General features: G+C 36.5%; 23 protein-coding genes and 2 pseudogenes. 18 read left to right on the top strand and 7 right to left on the bottom strand.

The window, feature by feature from the left end; all coding sequences use genetic code 11:
- Nucleotides 1–21: 21 nt before the first annotated feature.
- The 3 genes from ACQKL5_RS16225 to ACQKL5_RS16235 all read right to left on the bottom strand — a co-directional run bounded on the left by ACQKL5_RS16225 (nt 22) and on the right by ACQKL5_RS16235 (nt 2,413).
- Entirely contained in the window at nt 22–174 is a 153-nt protein-coding gene (locus tag ACQKL5_RS16225) for a hypothetical protein (protein ID WP_427609923.1), read from the bottom strand.
- Between the two features lie 390 nt (nt 175–564).
- Nucleotides 565–1,893, bottom strand: a complete 1,329-nt coding sequence (locus tag ACQKL5_RS16230; RefSeq protein WP_427609924.1) for a DUF4179 domain-containing protein — start codon at nt 1,891–1,893, stop codon at nt 565–567.
- Complete coding sequence (locus ACQKL5_RS16235; RefSeq protein WP_427609925.1) at nt 1,886–2,413, bottom strand: sigma-70 family RNA polymerase sigma factor; 528 nt, start codon at nt 2,411–2,413, stop codon at nt 1,886–1,888. The genes ACQKL5_RS16230 and ACQKL5_RS16235 overlap by 8 nt, the downstream gene beginning before the upstream one ends.
- 646 nt (nt 2,414–3,059) lie before the next feature.
- Here ACQKL5_RS16235 and ACQKL5_RS16240 point away from each other — a divergent pair.
- Complete coding sequence (locus ACQKL5_RS16240) at nt 3,060–4,472, top strand: SpoVR family protein (protein ID WP_427609926.1); 1,413 nt, start codon at nt 3,060–3,062, stop codon at nt 4,470–4,472.
- Nucleotides 4,473–4,741: 269 nt separating this feature from the next.
- On the opposite strand, the gene ACQKL5_RS16245 is transcribed toward ACQKL5_RS16240, so the two are convergent.
- Complete coding sequence (locus ACQKL5_RS16245) at nt 4,742–5,830, bottom strand: hypothetical protein (protein ID WP_427609927.1); 1,089 nt, start codon at nt 5,828–5,830, stop codon at nt 4,742–4,744.
- Between the two features lie 242 nt (nt 5,831–6,072).
- On the opposite strand from ACQKL5_RS16245, the gene ACQKL5_RS16250 reads away from it, so the two are divergent.
- From ACQKL5_RS16250 to ACQKL5_RS16265, 4 genes are all read left to right on the top strand, one after another.
- Nucleotides 6,073–6,558 (top strand): arsinothricin resistance N-acetyltransferase ArsN1 family A, encoded by a 486-nt coding sequence (locus ACQKL5_RS16250; protein WP_427609928.1) that lies wholly within the window; start codon nt 6,073–6,075, stop codon nt 6,556–6,558.
- 20 nt (nt 6,559–6,578) lie between these two features.
- The gene (locus ACQKL5_RS16255; protein ID WP_427609929.1) at nt 6,579–6,779 is read left to right on the top strand and encodes a hypothetical protein; all 201 of its coding nucleotides are present in this window, start codon (nt 6,579–6,581) and stop codon (nt 6,777–6,779) included.
- A gap of 68 nt (nt 6,780–6,847) precedes the next feature.
- Nucleotides 6,848–7,303 carry a MarR family winged helix-turn-helix transcriptional regulator gene (locus ACQKL5_RS16260; RefSeq protein WP_427609930.1) on the top strand — a complete coding sequence of 152 codons (456 nt, stop codon included), beginning with the start codon at nt 6,848–6,850 and terminating at the stop codon, nt 7,301–7,303.
- A gap of 88 nt (nt 7,304–7,391) precedes the next feature.
- Entirely contained in the window at nt 7,392–8,768 is a 1,377-nt protein-coding gene (locus ACQKL5_RS16265) for an NAD(P)-binding domain-containing protein (protein ID WP_427609931.1), read from the top strand.
- 64 nt (nt 8,769–8,832) lie between these two features.
- Here the strand turns inward: ACQKL5_RS16265 and ACQKL5_RS16270 are convergent, their stop codons facing one another.
- The gene (locus ACQKL5_RS16270; RefSeq protein WP_427609932.1) at nt 8,833–10,083 is read right to left on the bottom strand and encodes a hypothetical protein; all 1,251 of its coding nucleotides are present in this window, start codon (nt 10,081–10,083) and stop codon (nt 8,833–8,835) included.
- Nucleotides 10,084–10,310: 227 nt separating this feature from the next.
- Between ACQKL5_RS16270 and ACQKL5_RS16275 the strand changes: the two genes are divergently transcribed.
- The 6 genes from ACQKL5_RS16275 (at nt 10,311) to ACQKL5_RS16300 (ending at nt 14,957) form a co-directional block, all read left to right on the top strand.
- Entirely contained in the window at nt 10,311–10,658 is a 348-nt protein-coding gene (locus tag ACQKL5_RS16275; protein WP_427609933.1) for an ArsR/SmtB family transcription factor, read from the top strand.
- A gap of 18 nt (nt 10,659–10,676) precedes the next feature.
- The gene (locus ACQKL5_RS16280; RefSeq protein ID WP_427609934.1) at nt 10,677–11,975 is read left to right on the top strand and encodes an arsenic transporter; all 1,299 of its coding nucleotides are present in this window, start codon (nt 10,677–10,679) and stop codon (nt 11,973–11,975) included.
- A 33-nt stretch (nt 11,976–12,008) separates the two neighbouring features.
- The gene (gene arsC, locus ACQKL5_RS16285; RefSeq protein WP_427609935.1) at nt 12,009–12,428 is read left to right on the top strand and encodes an arsenate reductase (thioredoxin); all 420 of its coding nucleotides are present in this window, start codon (nt 12,009–12,011) and stop codon (nt 12,426–12,428) included.
- An 88-nt stretch (nt 12,429–12,516) separates the two neighbouring features.
- Nucleotides 12,517–12,882 carry an arsenite efflux transporter metallochaperone ArsD gene (gene arsD, locus ACQKL5_RS16290; protein ID WP_427609936.1) on the top strand — a complete coding sequence of 122 codons (366 nt, stop codon included), beginning with the start codon at nt 12,517–12,519 and terminating at the stop codon, nt 12,880–12,882.
- A gap of 16 nt (nt 12,883–12,898) precedes the next feature.
- A complete protein-coding gene (gene arsA, locus ACQKL5_RS16295; RefSeq protein WP_427609937.1) occupies nt 12,899–14,665 on the top strand; it encodes an arsenical pump-driving ATPase in 1,767 nt (588 codons plus the stop codon).
- A 16-nt stretch (nt 14,666–14,681) separates the two neighbouring features.
- Entirely contained in the window at nt 14,682–14,957 is a 276-nt protein-coding gene (locus ACQKL5_RS16300) for an adhesin (RefSeq protein ID WP_427609938.1), read from the top strand.
- A gap of 163 nt (nt 14,958–15,120) precedes the next feature.
- On the opposite strand, the gene ACQKL5_RS16305 is transcribed toward ACQKL5_RS16300, so the two are convergent.
- Nucleotides 15,121–16,584 (bottom strand): recombinase family protein, encoded by a 1,464-nt coding sequence (locus tag ACQKL5_RS16305; protein WP_427609939.1) that lies wholly within the window; start codon nt 16,582–16,584, stop codon nt 15,121–15,123.
- 133 nt (nt 16,585–16,717) lie between these two features.
- Between ACQKL5_RS16305 and ACQKL5_RS16310 the strand changes: the two genes are divergently transcribed.
- The 7 genes and pseudogenes from ACQKL5_RS16310 to ACQKL5_RS16340 all read left to right on the top strand — a co-directional run.
- Nucleotides 16,718–16,963: a hypothetical protein gene (locus tag ACQKL5_RS16310; protein WP_427609940.1), complete on the top strand. Its 246-nt coding sequence runs from the start codon at nt 16,718–16,720 to the stop codon at nt 16,961–16,963.
- A gap of 219 nt (nt 16,964–17,182) precedes the next feature.
- On the top strand, nt 17,183–17,311 hold the full coding sequence (locus ACQKL5_RS16315; protein WP_427609941.1) for a hypothetical protein: 129 nt from the start codon (nt 17,183–17,185) through the stop codon (nt 17,309–17,311).
- A gap of 27 nt (nt 17,312–17,338) precedes the next feature.
- Nucleotides 17,339–18,826, top strand: a complete 1,488-nt coding sequence (locus ACQKL5_RS16320; protein ID WP_427610100.1) for a recombinase family protein — start codon at nt 17,339–17,341, stop codon at nt 18,824–18,826.
- Complete coding sequence (locus ACQKL5_RS16325; protein ID WP_427609942.1) at nt 18,813–20,336, top strand: recombinase family protein; 1,524 nt, start codon at nt 18,813–18,815, stop codon at nt 20,334–20,336. The genes ACQKL5_RS16320 and ACQKL5_RS16325 overlap by 14 nt, the downstream gene beginning before the upstream one ends.
- A gap of 335 nt (nt 20,337–20,671) precedes the next feature.
- A pseudogene (locus ACQKL5_RS16330) lies at nt 20,672–21,304 on the top strand (SpoVR family protein); the annotation flags it as partial.
- 363 nt (nt 21,305–21,667) lie between these two features.
- Nucleotides 21,668–21,853, top strand: coding sequence for a hypothetical protein (locus ACQKL5_RS16335; protein WP_427609943.1), 186 nt, complete (start codon nt 21,668–21,670; stop codon nt 21,851–21,853).
- Nucleotides 21,852–22,291: pseudogene (locus tag ACQKL5_RS16340) on the top strand (SpoVR family protein); the annotation flags it as partial. The gene ACQKL5_RS16335 and the pseudogene ACQKL5_RS16340, both read left to right, overlap by 2 nt.
- 443 nt (nt 22,292–22,734) lie before the next feature.
- Here ACQKL5_RS16340 and ACQKL5_RS16345 read toward each other — a convergent pair.
- A complete protein-coding gene (locus tag ACQKL5_RS16345; protein WP_427609944.1) occupies nt 22,735–23,616 on the bottom strand; it encodes a LysR family transcriptional regulator in 882 nt (293 codons plus the stop codon).
- Between the last annotated feature and the right edge of the window lie 245 nt (nt 23,617–23,861).

The raw sequence follows: 23,861 nt of genomic DNA on the forward strand, positions 1-23,861 counted from the left end.
CCGATCTATTTAATATTCTGATTATCTATTAAGCGAATTAAATATAGAAGCAAGTTTATCTTCTACGCCCTCTATTCCCTCCGTCAAGGCATTGATTTGCAAACAAATAAATAAAAGCAACAAAAGCAACAGAATACCAAAGATATACAAATTAAATGTATGCACCTTTTTCATTTGATTATATCTCCTTTTGATGAGATGGTGATGCTTTGTTTAGAAGTATTATATATTTGTAATTTCCTGAATATGTTAGCTTTATTTCACTTAATCTTTTCATCTTCACAGGAAATTTATTTACTTAATTAAAATGGCTATGTTAAAGGTAACGTTTGATTAAATAATGCACAAAAAAATGAGCTGGAAAATGTATCTCCAAGCTCATTGTATTTGATGTCCGTTTTTACTAAAGCACTCGTTATTCTATAAGGAATAGCAGATTAATACTTAGTTCATTATGGCGTACAGCAACATTTTGGGAATTCTGTACACCAAGTAAATTTCCAACATTAAATAGTCGATTTCCTGTACGTTAAGAAATCGACTTTTTTTATATACTTCCTATTTCTATTTTAGTGGTATCTTTATTTCCATTTCCTTTAATACTTCAAGATTTGGCATGCTAATAGTCACCACTTTTATTGGTTCATTTTTATTTATATGCTTGAACTCTTGAACATACGTGTTTTGTTTGATTCGTTCCGCATATCCTTTCGAATCACTTGTTAAATTATTTCCTGTCTTATCTTCAAGCCATAGGCTGTTGAAGCTGAAATGACCATCGTAAGGAAAATCACTAACCACTTCGAAGTATAACAACGTTTTATCTTTTTGGTACATCACATCAGTTACAATAATTTTTCCCATTTCACCTTGGTCCAGTGTAATTGGTAATTTATTTAAATGTAAAGGTTGTTCGATCCTTGAAGATTGCTCATTGGTAATGGGAATAAGGAAGGGACTGATAGTTAAAAACTCCGAACTCTCTTCTAAAGGAGAAAAGCCATATTCCATATTCATAACAAGTTTACCTCCTTTATCACTACCTGAACCAGATCCACCAGATTGTGTAAGCGATTCCCCTTTGTCATTTAGTAAATTAAATTGTAGGTGTCTATTATCAATCATTTGTGGATTTTCTCCATCATATGAAGTTAAATCAACTGACAGTTTAATTCCCGCAGGTCCGACTTTAACTGTTTTCACAGTCATGTGTGTATCTTTATAAGCCATCACTTGATTAGATTGAATTGTTTTCACTTCTTCCTTAGACTTGGTAACTGGAATTTCAAAATTCCAATTTCCTTTTATATTGCCTATATTGTTCAACCCTATGCTTAGATCAAATGAATCTGGTAGCTCCTCCTCAGGCTTTACATTAATTACACCTGCGTATTGATTATCAGCTAAAAATTCTCCCGTCCGACCGTCACCAAAATTTATTTCCTTACCATTAACTTTTAGTTCTAATTCTCCTAAATCGCCCCACTTGTTAGGGGATTCTTGTATATAACTAATCGACAAACGGGTACCATCATAAAAGATTTCCTTCATTGTTAAGCTTATATTTTTATCTGTAACGGTTTTCTCTATCTTCTCTGATAACCCCTTTTGACTAGCTAATTCAAGCCCTCTATCCCCTACAAACTCGAAAACAGAATTCAATACTGGAATAGATAATAATACCTTAGCCATTGCTGGGGAGACAAAGGCAGAGCCAATTAATACACAAGTTGCTAAAGAAGCTACACCAATAAAGGGATACAACTTTCTTTTTGGTTTCTTATGCTTCGTTTTCGCTCTCTTTATTGCAACCTCTATTGTTTTATCAAGTTTATCGTTAGGTACCTCAATCTTTTCAATAGCTTCTTTTATGTCTGGAATTTGATTATTCATTTATACACGCCTCCTTTAACTTACCCTTCAATTCGTTAATGGCTCGATGTAAATTCGTTTTAACCGTTCCTTCAGGGCATTCTAGAAATTCAGCTATCTGCTTAATAGTTAAGTCTTGATAGTATCTAAGAATAATCACTGTTTTGTACTTCTCAGCTAACCCTTCAATTGCTATAAACAGGTCCATCTTGTCTTCAAGCATTAATATTTCGGAGGATTTAATTCTCTCCAATGAATCTTGATCAATGGGGATCACTTTATTATTTTTCTTGATAAAATCCAATGCTGTGTTTATTAAGATCCGCGTCAGCCAAGTAGAGAAGTATGAAGAGTCCTTTAGGTTTCCAATAGATATGTAGGCTTTGTAAATCGTATCTTGAACAATTTCTAGAGAGTCACTTTCATTTTTCACATACAGGAATGCTGTTCGATAAAGTTTTTCTTTTTCTTTATGAATTAGCTTTATGAATGCTTGGTCGTCCCCTTTTTGCGCTTTTTTTACCGTATTAAAATGGAACATATTTTTCACTCCTTTCTTTCAGACAACAGTTAGACTGACACCCAAGTCATTTCGTTTCAATTATTTGGATAAAAATTTTAATATTACATAATTGCTCATTGATATAAGCCTTTGAGAACGTACTTACCATCAGTGGATTTAATTCTATAATGTTCTAATCTTTTTTCTTGCGCAACGTTTTATAGTCTCCAAGCATCTTTTACAAGTCTAGAGCCAACATTTTATCTACTTTTTCTTTCACAACTCGCCCCATATAAGACTTTAGAAACAGTTGTTTTGGTACGGCCTTGGCAATAAGAACGAAAAAAATAGAGACCTCTTATGGAGAGACCTCTATTTTACTTCTAGATTAATATGGAGTTATTTTAAAAATTATTTATTTAAACGCTTATTATGCCTCTTAATTTTGATAATTTTGTAGATCAAAAATCCTATTGCAACTAAAAAAACTAACCAACCAAACTGAATGTTATGTCTAACCAATTAACAGTAGAACTTGAAGTACTCATATGAATTTCTCCATCCTTTCCGAATGAAACCCTTTATTGTGAGTCTCTCTTTGTCCTTGGATTCACTGAAAGGGTTTACGTCATTTTCTTCAATGTTTTTTCATACTATAAGAAAAGAGAATTAAGGGGGAAACTATGTGAAAGTAGATGAGCAAAAGGACTTGAGTAGGGCAATTGATGAAATAACGGAGATTGCTAAAGGAGTTGGATTGGATTTCTATCCCATGAGATATGAAATTTGTCCAAGTGAGATCATCTATACGTTTGGAGCTTACGGAATGCCTACACGTTTTTCTCATTGGAGCTTTGGAAAACAATTTCATAAGATGAAACTTCAATATGATTTTGGCTTAAGTAAAATTTATGAATTAGTGATTAACTCCAATCCTTGTTACGCATTCTTATTAGACTCTAATTCATTAATACAAAATAAACTAATTGTTGCTCATGTCTTGGCACATTGTGATTTCTTCAAAAATAATATTCGTTTTCAAAATACGAATCGAGATATGGTGGAAAGTATGGCTGCAACCGCAAACCGCATTCACCAATATGAAGTTGAATATGGAAAGCATGAGGTAGAAACGTTTTTAGATGCGGTATTAGCAATAGAGGAGCATATTGATCCTGCTCTTCTCCGACCAGCGTCCACCATTACATTTGAAGATGAAAAGGATGAATTCGAACAAGTAATTACCCCTTATGATGATTTATGGGGGTTAGATAAGAAAGTAGGACCGAAACAAAAATCACCCGTAAAGAAGCACAGGAAATTCCCTCCACAGCCACAAAAGGACCTGATGTTATTCATTCAGCAATACAGTCAGGAACTAGAAGATTGGCAACGGGACATCTTGACCATGATGCGAGAAGAAATGCTCTATTTCTGGCCGCAACTTGAAACGAAGATTTTAAATGAGGGATGGGCAAGCTATTGGCACCAACGAATCCTTCGAGAAATGGATTTAACATCAGGCGAAGCCGTTGAGTTTGCGAAACTCAACGCTGGAGTTGTACAACCTTCCCGCACTAGTATCAATCCCTATTATTTAGGTCTGAAAATGTTTGAAGACATTGAAGAACGGTACAATAACCCATCAGAAGAAATGCTTAGACAAGGCGTGAAACCAAATTCAGGTCGTCAACAGATATTTGAAGTACGGGAAGTGGAATCGGATATTTCCTTTTTACGAAATTATTTAACAAAAGAACTGGTCACAAGGGAAGATATGTACCTATTCCAAAAACAAGGAAAAGACTATAAAGTCATCGATAAAGATTGGAGGCAAGTACGCGATCAACTCGTAAATATGCGTGTTAATGGGGGGTTCCCATATCTCACAGTGAATGATGGAGATTATATGCGGAATGGTGAGCTGTATTTAAAGCATGAATATGAAGATATTGAATTAGATATGAAATATCTGGAGAAAGTTTTGCCTTATATTTATCAGCTTTGGGGGAGAGCGGTTCACCTAGAGACGGTAGTTGAGGTGAAAGAAGTTCTCTTCTCGTATGATGGAAAAGGGCTACATCGCAAGTTTTTATAAAGAAAGTTAAGAAGTTACGAAAAATATATCACCCATAAAAGGTACAAAAAGAGCAGTGTGATTCAATCCGAATCACACTGCTCTTTTTGTACCTTTTGCTTGGACGATATAATAATACAGTTACTCGCAATCTTAAGGAATTGATTTAATAATGCAAAAAAATTGAGCAAGAAAATGAATCTCCAAGCTCATTTTACTTTGATGTCCGTTCATTACTAAAGCATCCGTTAGTTCAATCAAAATTAATGATTTAAGGTAAATCTTTATGTTTATTTTATTATTCCGTATGTATTAAGTTCTGCATCAGATAAATGGCGAAGGTTTGCCTGGGACATTGAACACTTACATCCAACTGCATGTGGAATAAGATTGGATTTCTTCAAATCTTTCATATAGAAGAATTCTTTTCTACATTTTGAACTTCCTCCAAAACCATTTATCAAAACAACTAGTTCGTCTTTTCTAGTTTCAGTAGCCTTTATTAAATCTTTTTGAATATCTGACCATTCGCGCTGGGCATGAACTATTGTTTGTAAGTGTATAAGTAAGAATTGAAGCTTCTTTTTTTCATACATTACTTTTTTAGAATTTGTCACGGGAAACTCTATGATTAATTCTTCGGACACTTCTTGAATATAGCCATGCTGTTGGATTTCATTATAGCCAGGAGAGTTCTTGATTTTTAATATTTCTTCTGGGTTCTTGACTTTTCTTTCCCTTCCGATTGCATTGAAACTTGTTAATAAAATTCGGGCATCGTGGGATAGCGAATAGAACTTTTTCTCATAATGTATCAAATCAATTTGCTCTCCTGATTCATTCTTTACAAAATAGTGCATTGTAAGGTTTTTATCTCCAATTTCTTTTGTAGCTTTAAGCTCATCCTCAAACTCTTTCCAATGATAGTTCCGAAACAATAAGAATGCCATTATAATGTAGTCAGCCTTATTATTATTGAGAGAATACCACATTAATTCATGTTGAATCTTAGAAAGATCTTCATTAGCTATTCCCTTTAGGGGGATTTTTAGCTTTTTTGCTTCTTTGTACGCCAGTACATTTAAACTATAAAACCGTTTAAAATGGTCGTCATCGAACTCTGGAACAAATGAAGAATAATGGAATCTGTTAGCACGATCTAAAATATTACATACCTCTTTGAAATCTCCACCTTTATCGAACAATTCCTTAGCTTTACCGTATAATGTAATACTTTCTTCAACATAATCCACTTGCTTATTTGAAAATTTTATTGTAGTTGAAGTTCTAGGTTCATTCCCTTCTAATTTTGGTGGGGGAATAGGATGAGTAGCAATTTTTTTCGATTCTTTAAATAAAGTTTTTAATTTTTCGAACATATTATCACCTCATGAATTAATTAGTTCAATCAGTCCACATGTAGTTTAATAATGATTGTATTAATTATAGATGGACGATGAATAAAATGTAACTAATTACTTTAAATGGTAATATGGATAAAGTGTATATTTATAACGCTCATGGTAGGATTCAAACTACAAATATACTTGCATAATGCAAGTATGGGTGCTAAGTTAAATATATGATTTTTATCTAAACTCGTGAAAAAAGAGGGGAAGTTATGAGGATCCGTGAAGCGATAGAAACCGATTTAGACTCCGTTAAAAATATCTACAATCAAGGGATTGAGGATCGAGTTGCCACGTTGGAAACAGAGATGAAGGACCAAACTTATATGAAAGAATGGTTTGCCAACCACATCGGACGTTATAAGGTTATCGTCGCTGAGGAAGAAGGAGAAATAGTTGGATGGTCCTCCTTGAATCAATATAGCCATCGCAGTGCTTATAAGGGGATTGCCGATTTATCCGTTTATATATCTAGGAATCATCGTGGGAAAGGGATTGGAGGTTTATTGTTGGACTCCATTGAAAAGCTGGCAGAAGAAAATGACTTCCACAAAATTGTTCTGTTTACTTTCCCTTTTAACCAGATGGGTCAAGGGTTGTATAAGAAAAAGGGGTATCGGAAAGTGGGTGTATTTAAGAATCAGGGAATATTAGACGGAGAATATGTGGATGTTATGGCTATGGAGAAATTAATGTAAACAAGAAGGGGGGAGCGGGTATGACTGTTAACCATGCAAGTGTATTGTCGATTGATTATTTTGAATCCTATTTTAAGTTGCTTTTAGCATCTCGTGAACCTGATTTGGAAAAGGCAAAAGAATACATCGAAACAAATTTCTTTAAAGGAAAGGAAGATTCTTTTGGCGAGCAAACTCGACGGAATTTCATATCAGCGTTTAACAAGCTAAAGAAAAACTAAAAAATACATGCATCAATTAGTTGCAAAATGCAAATAATAGGAGTATAACTGATAGTGAGGTGACAGTCATGGAAAATGAAGATCTTAGAGATCTCTTCCAACTCTTAACTAGACGTTTTGGATTATTGAATAAAAATTGTTGCAACGCTGAAGGAATAGAGGTTTCACTTGTTCAAAGCCATATCCTGTATGAAATAAACCGACGAAATAACTCTTCCATCCAGCAGCTTGCAGAAACATTGGGAACAGATATTACAACGTTTAGTCGGCAAATCCAATCTCTAATAAAATTGAATTTGGTCACTAAAACACAAGATGCGGAAGATCGTAGAATTTCTATCCTTTCCCTCACGGAGAAAGGACAAAAAGTTAATCAAATCATCGATCAGCAAATGAATGATTACTTGAATGAAATCTTCAAGACGATGAATGAGTTTGAAATTGACTCGGTCGTACGGTCACTTAAATTATTAAATGATCGAATGCTGAAGTCCTCTGTATGCTGTACTACTCCAGGCGGGTAGTATTAAATTTTATCAATAGTTGCAAAATGCAACTTTTCATACAACAAATATTCATGAATAAAAACAGTGAAGATTAGAGGAGGAAACAATGATGGTTCAAAAGGAGAAAAGTACATTACCAGTAGCAATTATAGGTGGAGGTCCTGTGGGCTTGGCAGCTGCCGCTCACTTACTAAAAAAAGGAGAGAAGTTTATCGTTTTGGAAGCGGGCGACTCGGTTGGTTCAAACATGTTGGAATGGGGCCATGTAAGGATGTTTTCACCCTGGCAGTATAACATCGATAAAGCAGCAAAGGAATTACTGGAGCAAGCTGGATGGACATCACCTGACGAAGAAGCATTGCCGACAGGTCGTGAATTGGTAGAAGAGTATCTTATGCCCCTAAGTAATCTTCCAGAAATAAAAGAAAATATTATCTTACAGGCAAAAGTGGTCGGCGTTGCTAAAAAGGCTCATGATAAACTAAAAACAGGAAAACGTGACGATGTTCCCTTTCAATTGTATGTAGAAGTGAATAGTGATACAAAGGTCATTGAAGCAAAAGCGGTAATTGATTCATCAGGTACTTGGACAAACCCAAACCCTATCCTTTCTAATGGTATTTGGACGAATGCCGAGAAGGATCTGCACAATCAAATCCACTATGGCATTCCTAACGTCGAACAATTAGAAAATAGATATCAAAATAAATCGACTGTGGTTATCGGTAGTGGCCATTCTGCCATCAATGCTCTATTGGATTTGGCAACTTTACAGCAACGATATACGGATACAAAAATCTACTGGGTGCTTCGTAAAAAACATATCAATGAGGTATATGGTGGGCAAGAAAATGACGGCTTGGCGGCTCGTGGAGAACTAGGCATTAGAATTCAGGAATTAGTGGAGTCTGGACGAATCAATATTCTCACTCCTTTTCATATTAACGGAGTTTCCCCCACAAAGGATAAAATCACTCTTGTGGGAGAACTGAACGGAGAAGAATTTAGACTTGATAATATTGATGAAATTGTTGTGAGTACAGGGTTTAGACCAGATACATCCTTTTTAAATGAATTAAGAATTAACCTTGATTCAGCTGTGGAAAGCATAGAAGCACTTGCGCCGCTAATTGATCCTAATATTCATAGCTGTGGAACAGTGCGTCCGCATGGTGAACAAGAATTACGTCATCCCGAAAAGAACTTTTATATCGTTGGCATGAAGAGTTATGGAAGAGCACCTACATTCTTAATGGCGACAGGCTACGAACAAGTCCGTTCAGTGGTGGCTTATCTTACAGGAGATATAGAGGGAGCAAAAGAAGTACAGTTGGAACTTCCTGAAACAGGGGTTTGCAGTGTGAATCTGACTTCTAATTCCTGCGATTCGGATATGTCCGCAACGGAAACACAGGGTAGTTCTTGTTGTGGAAGCCCCGTGCCAGTGAAATTGGTAATAAAAAATAATTCTTGTTGCGAATAAGACAGAAGACCAGCCTGAAGCTAGGCTGGTCTTTTTTCTGAACCATATCGCACTTTGTTCTAAATCAAAACTCTTCAGGGAAAAATCGTTCTGGTAAGGTTCCTCCTGTTTCTTCAGTGATTCTTTTGTATTCTATTTTATATGTTGGATTATTTGTGAATAGCTGATCTAAAGATTTACCTAATTTCCAAGGGGTGAAATTCCCCGAAAATGCATAATTGAGAGATTTTACTATATCTTCGTCAAACCCATCTTTTAAGATTAAATAGCATATTAAGTTTCTATGGTCACCAGACCAATTAAAATCAGAAATATTATAATCGTCAAATGCTAAGAGTTTAAATTCTGTCCAGAATCCTGATTCTTCCAATGTTTTAAGGACTGTCTCATCATTCTGATTTAACAATAAACGATCAATAACACTACTAACAGTACTTACAAATTCTTTGAACTGTTCTTTAGGTATTAACCTATGTCTAAGAATAGATATTAGAATGTGAGATTTATTATGATTACTTTCTTCTTTCCAAAGTGAACGAATAAATACTGGATCTTCAGAAAAGTAAATGAGATTACTAGGATCCTTGCTTAAGATATGCAAAATTAAATGTTTTTTAGTTTTTAAATAGTTGACTGCATGGACTCTAAATTCACTTTCTATTGTCAATATTTTAATCCAAAAAACGTCATCGTACCAATCCAACATTGGTTCAATCTCAGTATAGTCAAATATTATATCAAGCACTTCAGTATAATCAATCGGTTCAATTGCATATGGAATATCCCTTATAATAGGCAAAGGGTCTGCATGAGGGGGTGTTAAGTTTGTATCAAAAAACACTTTAATTCGTTCTAAGAGAGATTCTTTTCCTCCATTAACCCCAAACTTAGAAAGATTTGATTCAACAAAAAGCCAGAACGTTTCTACATGACTTATGCCAATCTTATTATCTTTTCCATGAGCACAGTCATTTCGTCGATCCTTCCAATAAAAATATTGTTTTTTAACATCATCTGACAATCGAAATATACTGCCAGGTTTATTTCTGTCTATGCATTCAATTATTTTAGATTCCCACTTATCATCATCTCTTAACTCTCTTTGAATATTTCCCCATAAATTTGAAGCATACCCAAGGGGAGGATCTGCCGAAAGAATTCTTTCTTTAATTATGTTTTGGAAAGATAAATATGAGAATAATAAGGATGCTTTATAGGCTTTAGCTCTATAACATATTATTGCTTCATTAATTAATTCTTCAGTTCTATGACTTATTCTTTGGTCTTTTATCCATTCCTCAAAGTGCAATCTCATAATAATAATCTCCTTGTAGAATTATTGCTAAGAGTTAGAAAGTACTGGGTGATAATTTACTCTTTTTATGCATAACTAAATATTACCATATTAAATACACTGAAAATTTTATTTGGAAATATAACCACAGGAGATTATTATCACTTGATTATATAAGAATATCCTTATATAATGATGATGGATAAAACATAAGCATATGCTTATATATAAAGGTTAGGAGGGATAATATGAAAACGAATGAAATGTTGGATATCGAAGTAACAGCGAATATTCTGAAACTTCTGGGTGATAAAACACGTTTGACGATGGTTAAAATTATGTCTGAGCATGAGTGTTGTGTCTGCGAATTTGTGGCCCTATTCGATATGAGTCAGCCAGCTATCAGCCAACATATTCGAAAATTAAAAGATTACGGAATTGTTAAAGAAACCAGAAAAGGGACATGGATCTTTTATTCGCTAAACTCAACCTCTTCGTATCATTCTTTTATACAAACTGTTATCAAGGACTTGCCAAGTCAAACATTTAAATTAGAAGAATTAACTACACAAGGAAAACGAATTTGTTGTGACTAACTAGGAGGTACTATTTCAGTGGGATCAGTTATTTTAGCAAGTGTCATCTTTTTATTAACGCTCATACTGGTTATCTGGCAGCCAAAAGGATTGTCGATTGGATGGTCAGCTTGTGGCGGTGCAGTCTTAGCCTTACTCGTTGGGGTAGTAGACTTTGCGGATGTCATAGATGTGACATCCATTGTATGGAACGCAACGCTCGCCTTCGTTGCCATTATAATTATCTCCCTTATTTTAGATGAAATTGGATTCTTTGAATGGGCAGCTTTACATATGGCTAGAGCGGCTAAGGGGAATGGAGTGAGGATGTTCGTCTATGTTAGCATTCTAGGTGCCCTTGTTGCTGCTTTTTTTGCAAACGACGGAGCAGCGCTTATCCTTACACCGATTGTCTTGGCCATGGTTCGAGCATTAAAATTCAATGATAAAATGATTTTCCCATTTATCATTGCGAGTGGTTTTATAGCCGATACAACCTCTTTACCATTAGTGGTTAGTAATCTTGTGAACATTGTATCCGCAGACTTTTTCAGTATCAGTTTTGCTGAGTTCGCATCAAGAATGATCGTACCAGATCTCTTTGCTCTTGCTGCAAGTATCTTGGTTCTATATCTGTTTTTCCGTAAAAGTATTCCGAAGAACTATGATGTTTCCCAACTTAAAAAACCAGTGGAAGCCATTCGAGATATAAGAATGTTTCGTCTGTCCTGGATTGTATTAGGAATTTTACTGATTGGTTATTTTGCAAGTGAATTCATTAAAGTACCTGTATCCATTATTGCAGGAATTGTTGCTATTTTCTTCCTAATCATGGCTAGAAGGAGTTCGGCTGTCAACACGAAAACCGTTATCAAAGGCGCCCCATGGGCCATCGTCTTTTTCTCATTAGGTATGTATGTAGTGGTTTACAGCCTGCGTAATGTTGGGTTAACAAGTGTATTAACGGATTTAATCCAAGTCACCGCTGATCAAGGATTATTTGCAGCCACGATTGGAATGGGATTCATTGCCGCTATCCTCTCGTCACTGATGAATAACATGCCAACCGTCATGATTGATGCCCTGGCGATTTCAGATACGAATACAACAGGTGTAATGAGGGAGGCCCTTATTTATGCCAATGTCATCGGTTCAGATTTGGGTCCGAAGATTACTCCAATTGGCTCTTTGGCAACATTATTATGGTTGCATGTCCTTTCCTTAAAAGGCGTGAAAATCTCATGGGGAACCTATTTTAAAACGGGTATCATCTTAACCATCCCAACATTGTTCATCACATTAGTTGGCTTATATATATGGTTGCTCATTATTCACTAAATACATCATTTTACACAGAATGGAGAAAACATCATGGCTAAAAAAACACTGTACTTTTTATGTACAGGTAACTCTTGCAGAAGCCAAATGGCTGAAGCGTGGGGGAAGAAATATCTAGGAGACGAATGGGAAGTGCTAAGTGCGGGAATCGAGGCACATGGCTTGAATCCGAATGCTGTTAAAGCGATGAATGAGGTTGGAATGGATATTATCAATCAAACTTCCGATATCATTGACCCTGACATTTTAAATAATGCCGATTTTGTAGTGACATTATGTGGGGATGCAGCAGATAAATGTCCAATGACACCACCGCATGTGAGACGTGAACATTGGGGCTTTGATGATCCAGCAAAAGCGGAAGGAACTAATGAAGAAAAATGGGCTACCTTCCAACGTGTTCGTGATGAAATTGGAGAAAGAATAGAACGTTTCGCCAAAACGGGCGTATAAATATAATTGCAAAGCCGCGAATGACCTCTCGGCTTTCATTTTATACAAAGTATAAGTAGATGGTTATATATGAAAAGGAGATGGGCAAGTGATGAAAGTTGAAATCTATGATCCAGCCATGTGTTGTTCAACGGGTGTATGTGGACCAAGTATTGATCCTGAATTAACAAGAGTGGCATCTGCTGTGTATTCCTTAGAAAGGAAAGGGTTTGATATCAAACGATATCAATTAACCAACGATCCTGCTAAGTTCGCAGACAACCCTGACATTAATAAAGCTTTACATGAAAAAGGACCTGAAGTCTTACCAATTGTTTTAGTCAATAATCAGATTGTAAAACAAGGTAGTTATCCAACGAACGAAGAGTTTAGTGAATGGTTTGACGTACAACCTGAAGAGTTGAATGAAAAGCCAAAGGCTCGTCTTTCCATTGATTTAAATCGACTCAAATAAGAAAGAAGGGGAACGCATGTTTCAATCTTTTGATCCTAGTATCATTCAAACACCCTTTTTGTTTTTAACGGGAAAAGGTGGGGTAGGAAAAACATCGACGGCCAGTGCCACTGCTGTTGCATTAGCCGATAGTGGGAAAAAGGTGTTGCTCATCAGCACAGACCCAGCTTCCAACTTACAAGATGTATTTGGGATCAGTCTAACCAATACACACATAGCCGTACCTGGTGTGGAAAATTTATTTGCCAGTAATTTAGATCCTGAAGCTTCAGCGAAAGCGTATCGTGACAAAGTGGTGGGTCCATATAAAGGGAAGCTACCTGATTCCGTCGTTGCCACCATGGAAGAGCAATTATCAGGAGCCTGTACGGTGGAAATTGCCGCATTTGATGAATTTTCAAACTTGCTAACAAATGTTGACATAGTCAACCAGTATGACCATATTATTTTTGACACGGCTCCAACAGGGCATACGTTGAGACTTTTACAGCTTCCGACGGCTTGGAGTGGATTCCTGGAAGAAAGCACACACGGTGCGTCATGCTTAGGTCCTTTATCGGGATTGGAAGGCAAAAAATATCTTTATTCTAAAACCGTGGAGGTCCTTTCCAATCCAAGTAAAGCTACATTAATCCTGATAACAAGGCCTGATGCCTCATCCTTATTAGAAGCAGACCGTGCTTCCAGTGAACTTAAAGAAATCGGTGTAAAAAACCCAATACTTATCGTTAACGGGCTTCTCCAGACACACCTTGAAGAGGATGGTGTGTCATCCGCCTTTTATCGTCGCCAAAGAAACGCATTACAGAACATACCAGAACAGTTAAAACAGGTTGATGTTTATTCGTTACCGTTTGTTTCTTTTTCCTTAACAGGGGTAGACAATTTACGATATTTATTTAAGCAGGACACGATTCCAGCCAATATCGTGACATATGAAGAAGACACTGCGAATCTTGCAAGATTGAATGAAATGATCAGGGATTTTTCATCAAATAATACAAAGCTTATATTCACCATGGGCAAAGGTGGAGTGGGGAAAACAACGGTTGCTTCCGCGATTGCCGTTGGCCTAGTTGAGAAGGGACACCGTGTTCACTTAACGACAACAGATCCTGCGGGACACTTGAATTACCAATTCGATAACAATCAATTCAATCAACACTTAACGATTAGCAGCATTAATCCAAAAGAAGAAGTTGAAATATATAAAGCAGATGTTTTAAAAAATGCAGGCGAAGGCTTAAGTGAAGAAGGACTCGCTTATTTAGAGGAAGACCTTAATTCACCTTGTACGGAGGAAATAGCTGTATTCCGAGCCTTCGCTGAAGTAGTGGCTAAATCAGAAAATGAAGTAGTCGTTATTGATACGGCACCAACGGGTCATACGTTGTTATTGTTGGATGCTGCACAGTCTTATAGTAAAGAGATTGCCAAGTCAACGGGTGATGTTCCTGAGAGTGTAACAAAATTGCTACCTCAAATTAGGAATGCAAAAGAAACCGCGGTAGTAATCGTTACACTTGCTGAAGCCACGCCAGTATTAGAAGCATCCCGATTACAAGATGATTTAAGAAGGGCAAATATCAACCCAAAATGGTGGGTAATTAATCAAAGTCTATATGCGACAAATACGGTAGATCCCATATTAAGCGGAAAAGCCATGGCTGAAAAAGAATGGATTCAGCAAGTTAAGGAAAAGTCATCTGAGAAATGTGCCATTATTCCTTGGATGCATGAGGAAAAGATCGGGTATGAAAAGCTGAAAGATTACATGAAATAAACGAGGAGGATTTATTATGAAAATTACAGATGGAGCCAAACAATTATTAGAAAACTTTTTAAGTCAAAATGGTGCAGAAGGAATTCGACTATCCTCGGTTGCAGGATGTTGTGGGCCACAAATGACATTGTCGTTAGATGCCCCACAAGAAACAGACGTGATTCAAAATATTAACGGAATTAAAGTGGCCATTGATTCTCAAATTACTTCAGTTGAAGAATTAACTTTGGATAAAGAAGAAAATCAAGATGGTGAAGGACTGGTTTTATTAGGTGGAAGTAACTGTTGCTAAAAGGTACAGTGGGACGCTAAAAAAGAGGATAATTAATCTGAAATTCGGATTAATTATCCTCTTTTTAATTATTTTCATCTGGAGATGAACTGGTATATGTATGGTAAAGGGATGCTTATTGAGTGATATATGAAGATGTGTAAGTATCTCATATGAAGTGTCACTAAAGAATATTTAGTTCAATTTCTAGTGCCTCTTCGTTAAATAAAATGACCTTTTCTACCAATGTGCTTATTAATGCTTTAGCTTCAGGGACAGGCAATATATCGATAGCTTCCGTAATGTTTTTCATTTTTTCCTTAATGACCTTTTCTAGGTATATTATGTCAATATCTGGAATTTTCTCTAGGTCATTTTCTTCCTCAATAAGTTGGTCCAACCGCTTTTTTTCTTCAGCTAAATCCTCTATTTCAATTAACCCTGCTGTGTAGGCATCAACTTTTCTTTTGTATCGATTTTTAGCCGATCGTATTTTTTGGTCCTTTGTATTTGTATTTTCTGTAATGCTTTTTTGAATGAGGTGAGGAATCATAGTTGTTTGGATGCTGTTTGAAAGTTGAAGAAGACCTTCTTTGAACCATGTCTCAACATCTTCGGCTTTGTATTGCTTACTAGTACAAGTTCCTTTATTTTTATTCGCCGAACAGCGATAAACACGGTATCTTCTTTTTACTGAACCAGACCAACCAATACTCATTCCTGAACCACACTTTCCGCATTTAAGTAGTCCGCCAAGAAGATGGGGGCTTGTTTGGGCTCTTGGTGCCATCTGCATTTTATTCGCCTTGATTTGAACCTTATCCCATGCATCTTTATTGATGATATTCGGAAGGGCATCATCGAGAACAACCCAATCTTTTTCATCTTTTTCAAATCGTTTTTTCTTACTGGAATCTAAACGATTCCAGACAAGAGTGCCCTTATAAACGGGATTAGTGAGCATTAACTTTATAGATCGTATAGACCACTCCTTATTTTGTCTAGAAGGAATGTTTTGATCATTTAACTTTTTAGCAATTGTGTAATACCCATTTCCTTCTTCTAGATACCAGTCATAGATTTGCTGAACAATTTTTGCTTCAGGTTCATATATAACAAGTTCTTTATCTTTTAGTCGATAACCGTAGGGGCTTTGTGTAAGCCATTTTCCATGGCTGGCAGCGTGATACATATTTTCAAAAACGCGTTCTCGTATTCGTTCGCGTTCAAATTCCGCTACGGCCCCTAAGACTTGAAGCGTAAGGCGACCCGCAGGAGTATTAGTATCGAATGCCTCACTAATAGAAATGAAAGAAACATTTATTTGATGAAATGACTCAATTAGTTCCAAAAGATGAAGCAGTCTTCTGCTAAGACGATCAAGTTTTGTTACCAAAATTTTTGAGATTTCTCCCTTTTTCATGGCTTCTAATAAACGCATTAATTGTGGCCGTTCCAAATTCTTCGCTGAATAACCATCATCTATAAAAAGAAGTGGAACCTCGCTCCAGCCCATTGCTCGACAGTATGCGGTCAACCGTTCTTGTTGTTCGTCCAGCGATACCCCTTCTCGGGCTTGTTCATCGGTGGAAACTCGGCAGTACAAGGCAATAGATTTTTCTTTTAATTCAATACTTTCGTGTTTCAAACTAATATCCCCCTACCTCTTTTGTCTCAATATATGGTTAGGTAATTTAAATAATGAGAGAAGAATAATTAATAATGAATATGGTTGTCCCATTGAATTTCTTGCATAGATATAAAAGCAAGGGGGAGTGCAAATGGGGGAACTACAAATTCGTTTTTCTGTTCATATCGAGTCTGAGAAAATATTGTTTACGCATATAAACGATCTTGTCAACCATGATGTGAGACAACTAATTTGGCAAAAAATAACCGATTGTGACTTGAAAATGAAAGAGGCGGCAATTCTCCATCTGTTAAATGAAAAAATTGGGATATCTCAAACCACTAATCTTCAAGTTGCATTTACTGATATGCAAAGAGAGCCACCATTCTATGGTTAAGCTCTCCTTTTTTTAGTGTTAGTATTCATAGTTATAAATAGATGTTCATAATAATGAATAGTATTACCAGTAAATGTTTATAATGAATCTTATTCAGACATATAGGGGCTTCAAGAGTGCTGTCCTGCTTCAGATCGTATGTTCGCGACAACAAATGAAATACTCGTATTCAACATAAGTAAAAAAATAAAATCATAAAGATATAAAGGAGCCAATAAAATGGGACGTAAGATGCCAAAGTGTAAAGTAGTTTCAGTTCAATATGTAAATTCACCTGATAGTGCAAGCAAATGGTTTGAGCTATATGCGAATCTTATTTTAAAAGAAGTGGAAAGCAAAAATAAGTGAAAAGGAGGTTGCTGATTATTGTATACAGTGGCTTATTATCGAAATTCCATCAGTTCAGTTAAGCAAAAGTTATCTATTGAGATGCAAATGCAACATGTACGGGAAGTGGCATTAAATAATCACTTATTAATTGAAGAGGAATTTATCGATCGAGCAACTTCTGCGAGAAAGACAAAAATTGAAGAGAGAAATGGAATGAATCTTTTAATGGAAGCAATTAAAAAGGGGAGAGTGAAAAATTTAATTGTATATAGCCGTTGCAGGTTAGCGAGAAATGTTAATCAATATATGACCTTATACGAGTTATTAAAACAGTACGATGTGAAAGTAATTTTTGCAGCAAGTTTTGAAGTACCTATGTTCTTTACGATGGAATCAGAACTAATTGAACGAATTCTCGCGGCGATGAATCAGGAGGATGCTGATAAATTAGTTCAGAAATTACAGGATTCTAAAATAACAGTGGCAAAGGATGGTAGACATGCTACTGGTAGGATCCCATTCGGATACGAGAAAACTCTGGAGGAGCAAGAAAAAGGGGCGTCAGATTGGAAAAAGGTAGACCACGAGAGCAAGGATATTAAGGAGATATTTCAGTTATTCTTAGATGAGGATTTCACCTCTTTACAAAGGTTTGTTGATATAGCAAATAGAAAGGGAAAACGGTCTAGGAATGATAAGGAATGGACTTATACGGGGATGAGGAGTATTCTTACTAATCCAATTTATAATGGACAAAGAATTTATAGGTCAGCAGAAGGGGAAATTAAAAGAAAAGTGCCATCTATTCAGCTAATAGATGATGAAATTTGGCAACAAGTTCAAATGAAAATTAATGATGTAATAACAAAAAGAGAAAAAACGAAAGAAGGGGATGAACTATATCTCCTGAAAAATCTGGTTTATTGTAGTGAATGCAAACAAATAATGCCTGGAAGAACGCAACGTTTGAAGGACGAAATCTTATTGGTGTACAAGTGTCAAAAGCACTCAAAAGTCCGTGCAACAAAAGTCTGGTTGGAAATGGAAGTATTAAATAAGGCAAATGAGTTTTTTAGAAATATGCTCGAAACTAATTTTTCTGAGATTATTGAAAAAATTTACAATAGGGAGGTTGCTGATTATTTAGAAGTAATAAAACGCTCTGAACAAAGCCTGAAACGCTTAGAAAACTTAATGGTGGAAAAGGCAGAACAAGCACTTGAAAAAAGAGAGGAGCTTCAACTTGGTGAAGTAATGAAAGGTGAATTGAGACAATTTGAAGAGGAACAATTTATTATCTTAGAATTAACCTCGAAAATTCTTGAAATAAAAGAAAAACTGAAAAAAGTAGACGACTGGAAACTGGATTCCTTAATGAACATAATCGAATATGATTTAAAAGATGAAGAAAAGCAGGAATTACTCCAAGATATTGTTAATCGAATTGAAATAAGCCAGGAGCAGGTTTATATAACATTTCATCATCCATTATTTACAGGAATAACAGGGAGGGAAGAATTTGGACTTATCTAAAGTACTAACACCTGGACTAAAAGGAGTATTTTACGGACGGCATTCTACTCATAAACAAGTTATGGATACACAATTGCGGAGTGCATACGATCTAGTTGGAAAATATGACTGTTCAATTGTTGAAGAAATTTTAGATAAAGGCGTTTCATCTAGAAATAAAGATCGGCAAGGATTTAAAAGATTAATCTCAGAAGCATATTCAAAAAAATTTGATTTTGTCATCATCTACTCTCATTCCCGTATAGCCCGTATTCCAGAAGAACATGAAACATTTAGGGCTACTATGCATATTTTGGACATACCTATTATCGAGAGTGAAAATGAAAGTCTCTATGATGTCGGAGATACTATATTCAGAGCCATTAAAGATGGAGTGGCAAAGTATGAGTTAGATAAAATAAGAGTAAATACTAAGAATGCAATACAAACATTGGCGAAAAAAGGGCGATGGACAGGAGGTAGGGCTCCGTTTGGTTATAAGTATACGCCCAAATATATGGGCGGAACGGAAAAGGTTGAGACTATTGACATTGAAATCGAAATGGTGAAAAAAGTATTCGATCTATACAAAAATAATAACGGATTTACATCCATTGCGAATCAGATGCCTCCTAATAGTCACCGTGGGAAAGCGTGGAACAAAGACCGTGTGAAAAACATCATTACCAATCCTTTTTATGCGGGATATACTTCAATCAGAAGAAAGTATGAAAATAAACATAATTCCATAAAAGATAGACGTGAATGGGTAATGGAGAAAAGTTCTCTTATCCCCGCTATTATATCGATTGGGGAATGGGAATATTGCTGGAGTTTGTATCTTAACAAAAAGGAACGAAAGGTCCCTCCAAAGCATTTTAAAACTAAATTTTTATTAACGAGTTTATTAAAATGCCAAAACTGTGATAATTTATTGGAGGGAAAAGACCAACGAACTAAGAGTAACCAGGGGAAAGCCTATGGTAAGAGGGTATATGTATGCAAAAGTTGCAATTATAAAATAGATGCAGCTGATGCTCATAATACGACTTTAAAAGTATTCAAAAATTATCAGGGGATCGAAAAAGAAAAAGTCATTGTTGCAGTTCAGGAAAAAGTGGAGGATGAAATTAAACATATTAGAATGAATATATTGGACTTAGAGAAAACATGGAAAAGAGACAAAGAAAAAATCCATTTTTGTAATATAGATATTGAAAAGTACTTTAAGGAAAAAGACGAAAAGGAGTTACATATCAAAGTGTTGAGTCTCACAAAAAAACGTTTGTTAGAAAATATTCAACAAATTGAAGAGTTCATTGAAGAGAAACATGCAAGGATTAAGTTTTTAATGGAGGTTCAAAAAAATCAAGATTTAATTGAAGATCAGTTAAGCGAATTAAAAACTGCATCATTGAGTCGGTCACAAGAATTGCGCGCCTTGTTTTTATATGCATTTGAGGAAATTAAAGTAAATGATACTGGCCATTTGTATTATAAGTGTCAGTTTAACTTAGATGAGACCATGTGAAAATCTCCAGAAAAGGAGATTTTTTATTTTGCGGATTTTCTCGGTAATTAGGTACTTACTTTCTTGAATTTACGGATTTTCTCGGTCATTAGGGGTGAAGCCCGATCGGGCTTCACCCCTAATGACCGATACTGATATGACTGAGTTGCTTGAAAAACCTTTGATAATATAGGATGACCAAATAATTATGCTATTTTATTATCGACAAAATTATTTCGGGTTTATGGATACTCGGTTTTTAGGAGACAGTTAAAAATTCTTCCTCGGTAATTAGGCGAAATCTGGTTGAGGAGTTACCAGAGTCATACAGTGCTGAGTCAGCACCTTAGCGATACGAAGGCTGGGCATCGTTTTGGCATCAGCGGATTATGCGAGAACTGGACTTAACCTCTGGCGAATCCATTGAATTTGCCAAACTGAATGCAGGCGTCGTGCAGCCATCACGCACGAGCATCAATCCTTACTACCTGGGGCTGAAGGTGTTTGAGGATATCGAAGAACGGTATGATAACCCAACCGAGGAAATGCTTAAACTCGGCATCGAACCGGGGTCAGGCCGGGAGAAGATGTTCGAAGTCAGGGAAATCGAATCGGATATTTCTTTCCTTCGTAACTACCTGACCAAAGACCTTGTCATGCGGGAAGATATGTACTTATTTCAAAAGCAGGGCAAGGACTACAAAATCGTCGATAAAGCATGGGAACAGGTGCGGGATCAGCTCGTCAGCATGAGGGTCAACGGTGGATTCCCCTATATCACGGTCAATGACGGCGACTATATGCGGAATGGAGAACTATATCTGAAACATTGGTATGAGGACATTGAACTCGATTTGAAATACCTTGAAAAAGTCATGCCATATGTCCACCAGCTTTGGGGGCGCCCAGTCCATATGGAATCGGTCATGGAAGGGAAAGAGGTTGTGTTTTCCTACGACGGAAAAGGGATACACCGGAAATATATATAAGGAAACGATACTGCCGGGTAATCGGCAGTTTTTTTATGTGGGCTTTTGGAAAGTAGCCTAATAGGAAATTCATCTAAGTGAAATCCTTGTTAGGGCTTTTTAAAATAAGCAAATTGTAGCTTATGTATTGGCACACTGTGATTTTACCAAAATTGAATAGAATTACATTGCTTTTCTTTTATAAAGTTGTTTGTCAGTAAAGGTCTGATGATAGTTACATAAGGTGGAGGGGCAGTTGAACGAGCTATGTTGTAACCAAATGTATTGTAATAGAAAACAGATATTAATTGACGGTTATGTGAACAGGTAGGATTAGCAGCTAGACATAAAGAATATGTATTTATAAAAAAGGGGGCCTCTATAATGGAAAAGAACTTACTATCTGTGAAGTGTTCGTGCTGCAAAAAGGAATTGGACGCAATAGACTTGGTCATCATCAATGACTCACTTCAGCTGACGCATATTCAATGCCCTGATAAAGGAGAAAGACCCATTATTGATGTAGGATATTATAATGCGGTATCCCGAAAATACTTATTATTATCGTGATAACCAAACCAAGGAAATGCTTAAACTCGGCATCGAACCGGGGTCAGGCCGGGAGAAGATGTTCGAAGTCAGGGAAATCGAATTGGGTATTTCTTTCCTTCTAACTATTGGACTGAAGATCTTGTCATGCGGGAAGATATGTACTTATTTCAAAAGCAGGGCAAGGACTACAAAATCGTCGATAAAGCGTGGGAACAGGTGCAGGTTCAGCTCGTCAGCATAAGGGTCAACGGTGGATTCCCCTATATCACGGTCAATGACGGCGAAATGGAGACCTATATTTGGTACACTGGTATGAGGATAGTGAACTCGATTTGACATACCTAGAAAAAGTCATGCCATATGTCCACCAACTGAGGGAGCGCCCTGTGCATTTGGAATCGGTCGTGGAGGGAAAAGAGGTTCTCCGGAAAAGGAATACACCGGAAATATGCATAAGGAAACGATACTGCCGAGAAATCGGCAGTTTTTTTGACGTGGTTGAAGAGCCTTCTGCCACTCTTCAAAATAGCTCATGATTCATAGTTCCATTTAATATTGGTCATTACTTAGTAACGCCACCTATAGTTCAGGTGGGCGTTTGTAGTGGCCGTAGAATATCACCACCACTAAGGGAAATTAAAGTGGATAAACCAATTCTTTTGCTGTTGCTCGATTATGGATGATTCAATGTACATATCGTCCGATAATCACTGAGGAAAGTGGTCTAATGCAACAAACGTCCGGAACCTATAATCATCATGGCATATAAAAAGTAAAATACGCCTGCCGTGGGGGGACAAATTAAGTTTGTTGGTATTAAGAAGCTAAAAACCAATGCAGAAAAAATAGAAATAGCAGTTAAAATCAAACTTTGGAAATGGATATAGATCATAAATAGTTCAATCAAACGTCTCGATAAACCGCTGGGCAACTTTTGATAGAGGGCGCTTTTCGTCCCAGATGAGTGTGGTCTTATTATACAGAGGGCAATCTTCTATTTCGACAATTTTAACATCGTCTAGCGGGTGAATGGAAAACGTTGATTTTGGCAGTACCGTCGCTCCCATCCCGGCGGCGACAAATGAAAATATAATGGCGACGTCATGACATTCACAGACGACGTTCGTTTTTATTCCTTGTTTTATACAGGTATCATGGAATGCACTATATTTCCCATACTTATTTTCTCTAACGACCATGACGAGCGGGATATCTTCGAGATCTTTCATGCTAATAGAAGTTCTGGATGGATCCCAATCCCATTTACTTGGAACGAATAATACATAAGGTTCAATTTGTAAAGTTCTTGATCCATAATCTAAATGTAGATCTGAAACGAAACGAACTACAGCTAGTTCTACTAGTCTCTCTTCTACATACTTAACTACTTGATAGGGATGCCCGTCCAGAACTCGAAATGTAATGAGGGGATATTTACTGAGGAAAGCTTGAATCCTATCCGGTAAATATGACACGGCGCATGTCTTAGCAGTACCAATCGATAGCTGTCCCCGTAAGCCATCTCCCGTTTCTTTTACTTCAATTAAAGTGTCATCAATTTGATGGAGGATACTAATGGCACGTTGGTAGAGTAATTGTCCAGCCTCCGTTAACTCTACACTTCTACTGTTCCGGAAAAACAAAGCGGTCCCTAGCTGTTCTTCGATTATTTTTAACTGATGGCTTAAGGGAGGTTGAGCCATATTTAATTTTTTTGCAGCACGTGTAATTTGACCTTCATTCGCTACAGTCACAAAGTAACGTAGTTGGCGTATATCCATCTGGTGACCACCTATCCATATTTTAATCGTATCCCAAATCTATTAAAAGGATATTTGTAGTGTAGTATAACGGATGATACTATAAAAATAAAGAATTTTGTGAATAATCAAAATAAAGTCGTTTCCTACCAACAATGGCTTAAAGGTATTTAAGCTAGAGACTGTCCACATGATTGCAGATGCAAGAGTTAAGGTACAAAGCCATATTCAAGCCTAAGTGTAAAACTAGGATTGGTGGAAACTTC

It is taken from the genome of Peribacillus sp. NPDC097675, assembly GCF_050277655.1.
GTDB lineage: Bacteria > Bacillota > Bacilli > Bacillales > DSM-1321 > Peribacillus.

Coding starts and splice junctions, on each gene's coding strand:
- ACQKL5_RS16225 (WP_427609923.1), bottom strand. CDS start 174: ATGAAAAAGGTGCATACATTTAATTTGTATATCTTTGGTATTCTGTTG.
- ACQKL5_RS16230 (WP_427609924.1), bottom strand. CDS start 1,893: ATGAATAATCAAATTCCAGACATAAAAGAAGCTATTGAAAAGATTGAG.
- ACQKL5_RS16235 (WP_427609925.1), bottom strand. CDS start 2,413: ATGTTCCATTTTAATACGGTAAAAAAAGCGCAAAAAGGGGACGACCAA.
- ACQKL5_RS16245 (WP_427609927.1), bottom strand. CDS start 5,830: ATGTTCGAAAAATTAAAAACTTTATTTAAAGAATCGAAAAAAATTGCT.
- ACQKL5_RS16250 (WP_427609928.1), top strand. CDS start 6,073: ATGAGGATCCGTGAAGCGATAGAAACCGATTTAGACTCCGTTAAAAAT.
- ACQKL5_RS16255 (WP_427609929.1), top strand. CDS start 6,579: ATGACTGTTAACCATGCAAGTGTATTGTCGATTGATTATTTTGAATCC.
- ACQKL5_RS16260 (WP_427609930.1), top strand. CDS start 6,848: ATGGAAAATGAAGATCTTAGAGATCTCTTCCAACTCTTAACTAGACGT.
- ACQKL5_RS16265 (WP_427609931.1), top strand. CDS start 7,392: ATGATGGTTCAAAAGGAGAAAAGTACATTACCAGTAGCAATTATAGGT.
- ACQKL5_RS16270 (WP_427609932.1), bottom strand. CDS start 10,083: ATGAGATTGCACTTTGAGGAATGGATAAAAGACCAAAGAATAAGTCAT.
- ACQKL5_RS16275 (WP_427609933.1), top strand. CDS start 10,311: ATGAAAACGAATGAAATGTTGGATATCGAAGTAACAGCGAATATTCTG.
- arsC (WP_427609935.1), top strand. CDS start 12,009: ATGGCTAAAAAAACACTGTACTTTTTATGTACAGGTAACTCTTGCAGA.
- arsA (WP_427609937.1), top strand. CDS start 12,899: ATGTTTCAATCTTTTGATCCTAGTATCATTCAAACACCCTTTTTGTTT.
- ACQKL5_RS16300 (WP_427609938.1), top strand. CDS start 14,682: ATGAAAATTACAGATGGAGCCAAACAATTATTAGAAAACTTTTTAAGT.
- ACQKL5_RS16310 (WP_427609940.1), top strand. CDS start 16,718: ATGGGGGAACTACAAATTCGTTTTTCTGTTCATATCGAGTCTGAGAAA.
- ACQKL5_RS16315 (WP_427609941.1), top strand. CDS start 17,183: ATGGGACGTAAGATGCCAAAGTGTAAAGTAGTTTCAGTTCAATATGTA.
- ACQKL5_RS16335 (WP_427609943.1), top strand. CDS start 21,668: ATGGAAAAGAACTTACTATCTGTGAAGTGTTCGTGCTGCAAAAAGGAA.
- ACQKL5_RS16345 (WP_427609944.1), bottom strand. CDS start 23,616: ATGGATATACGCCAACTACGTTACTTTGTGACTGTAGCGAATGAAGGT.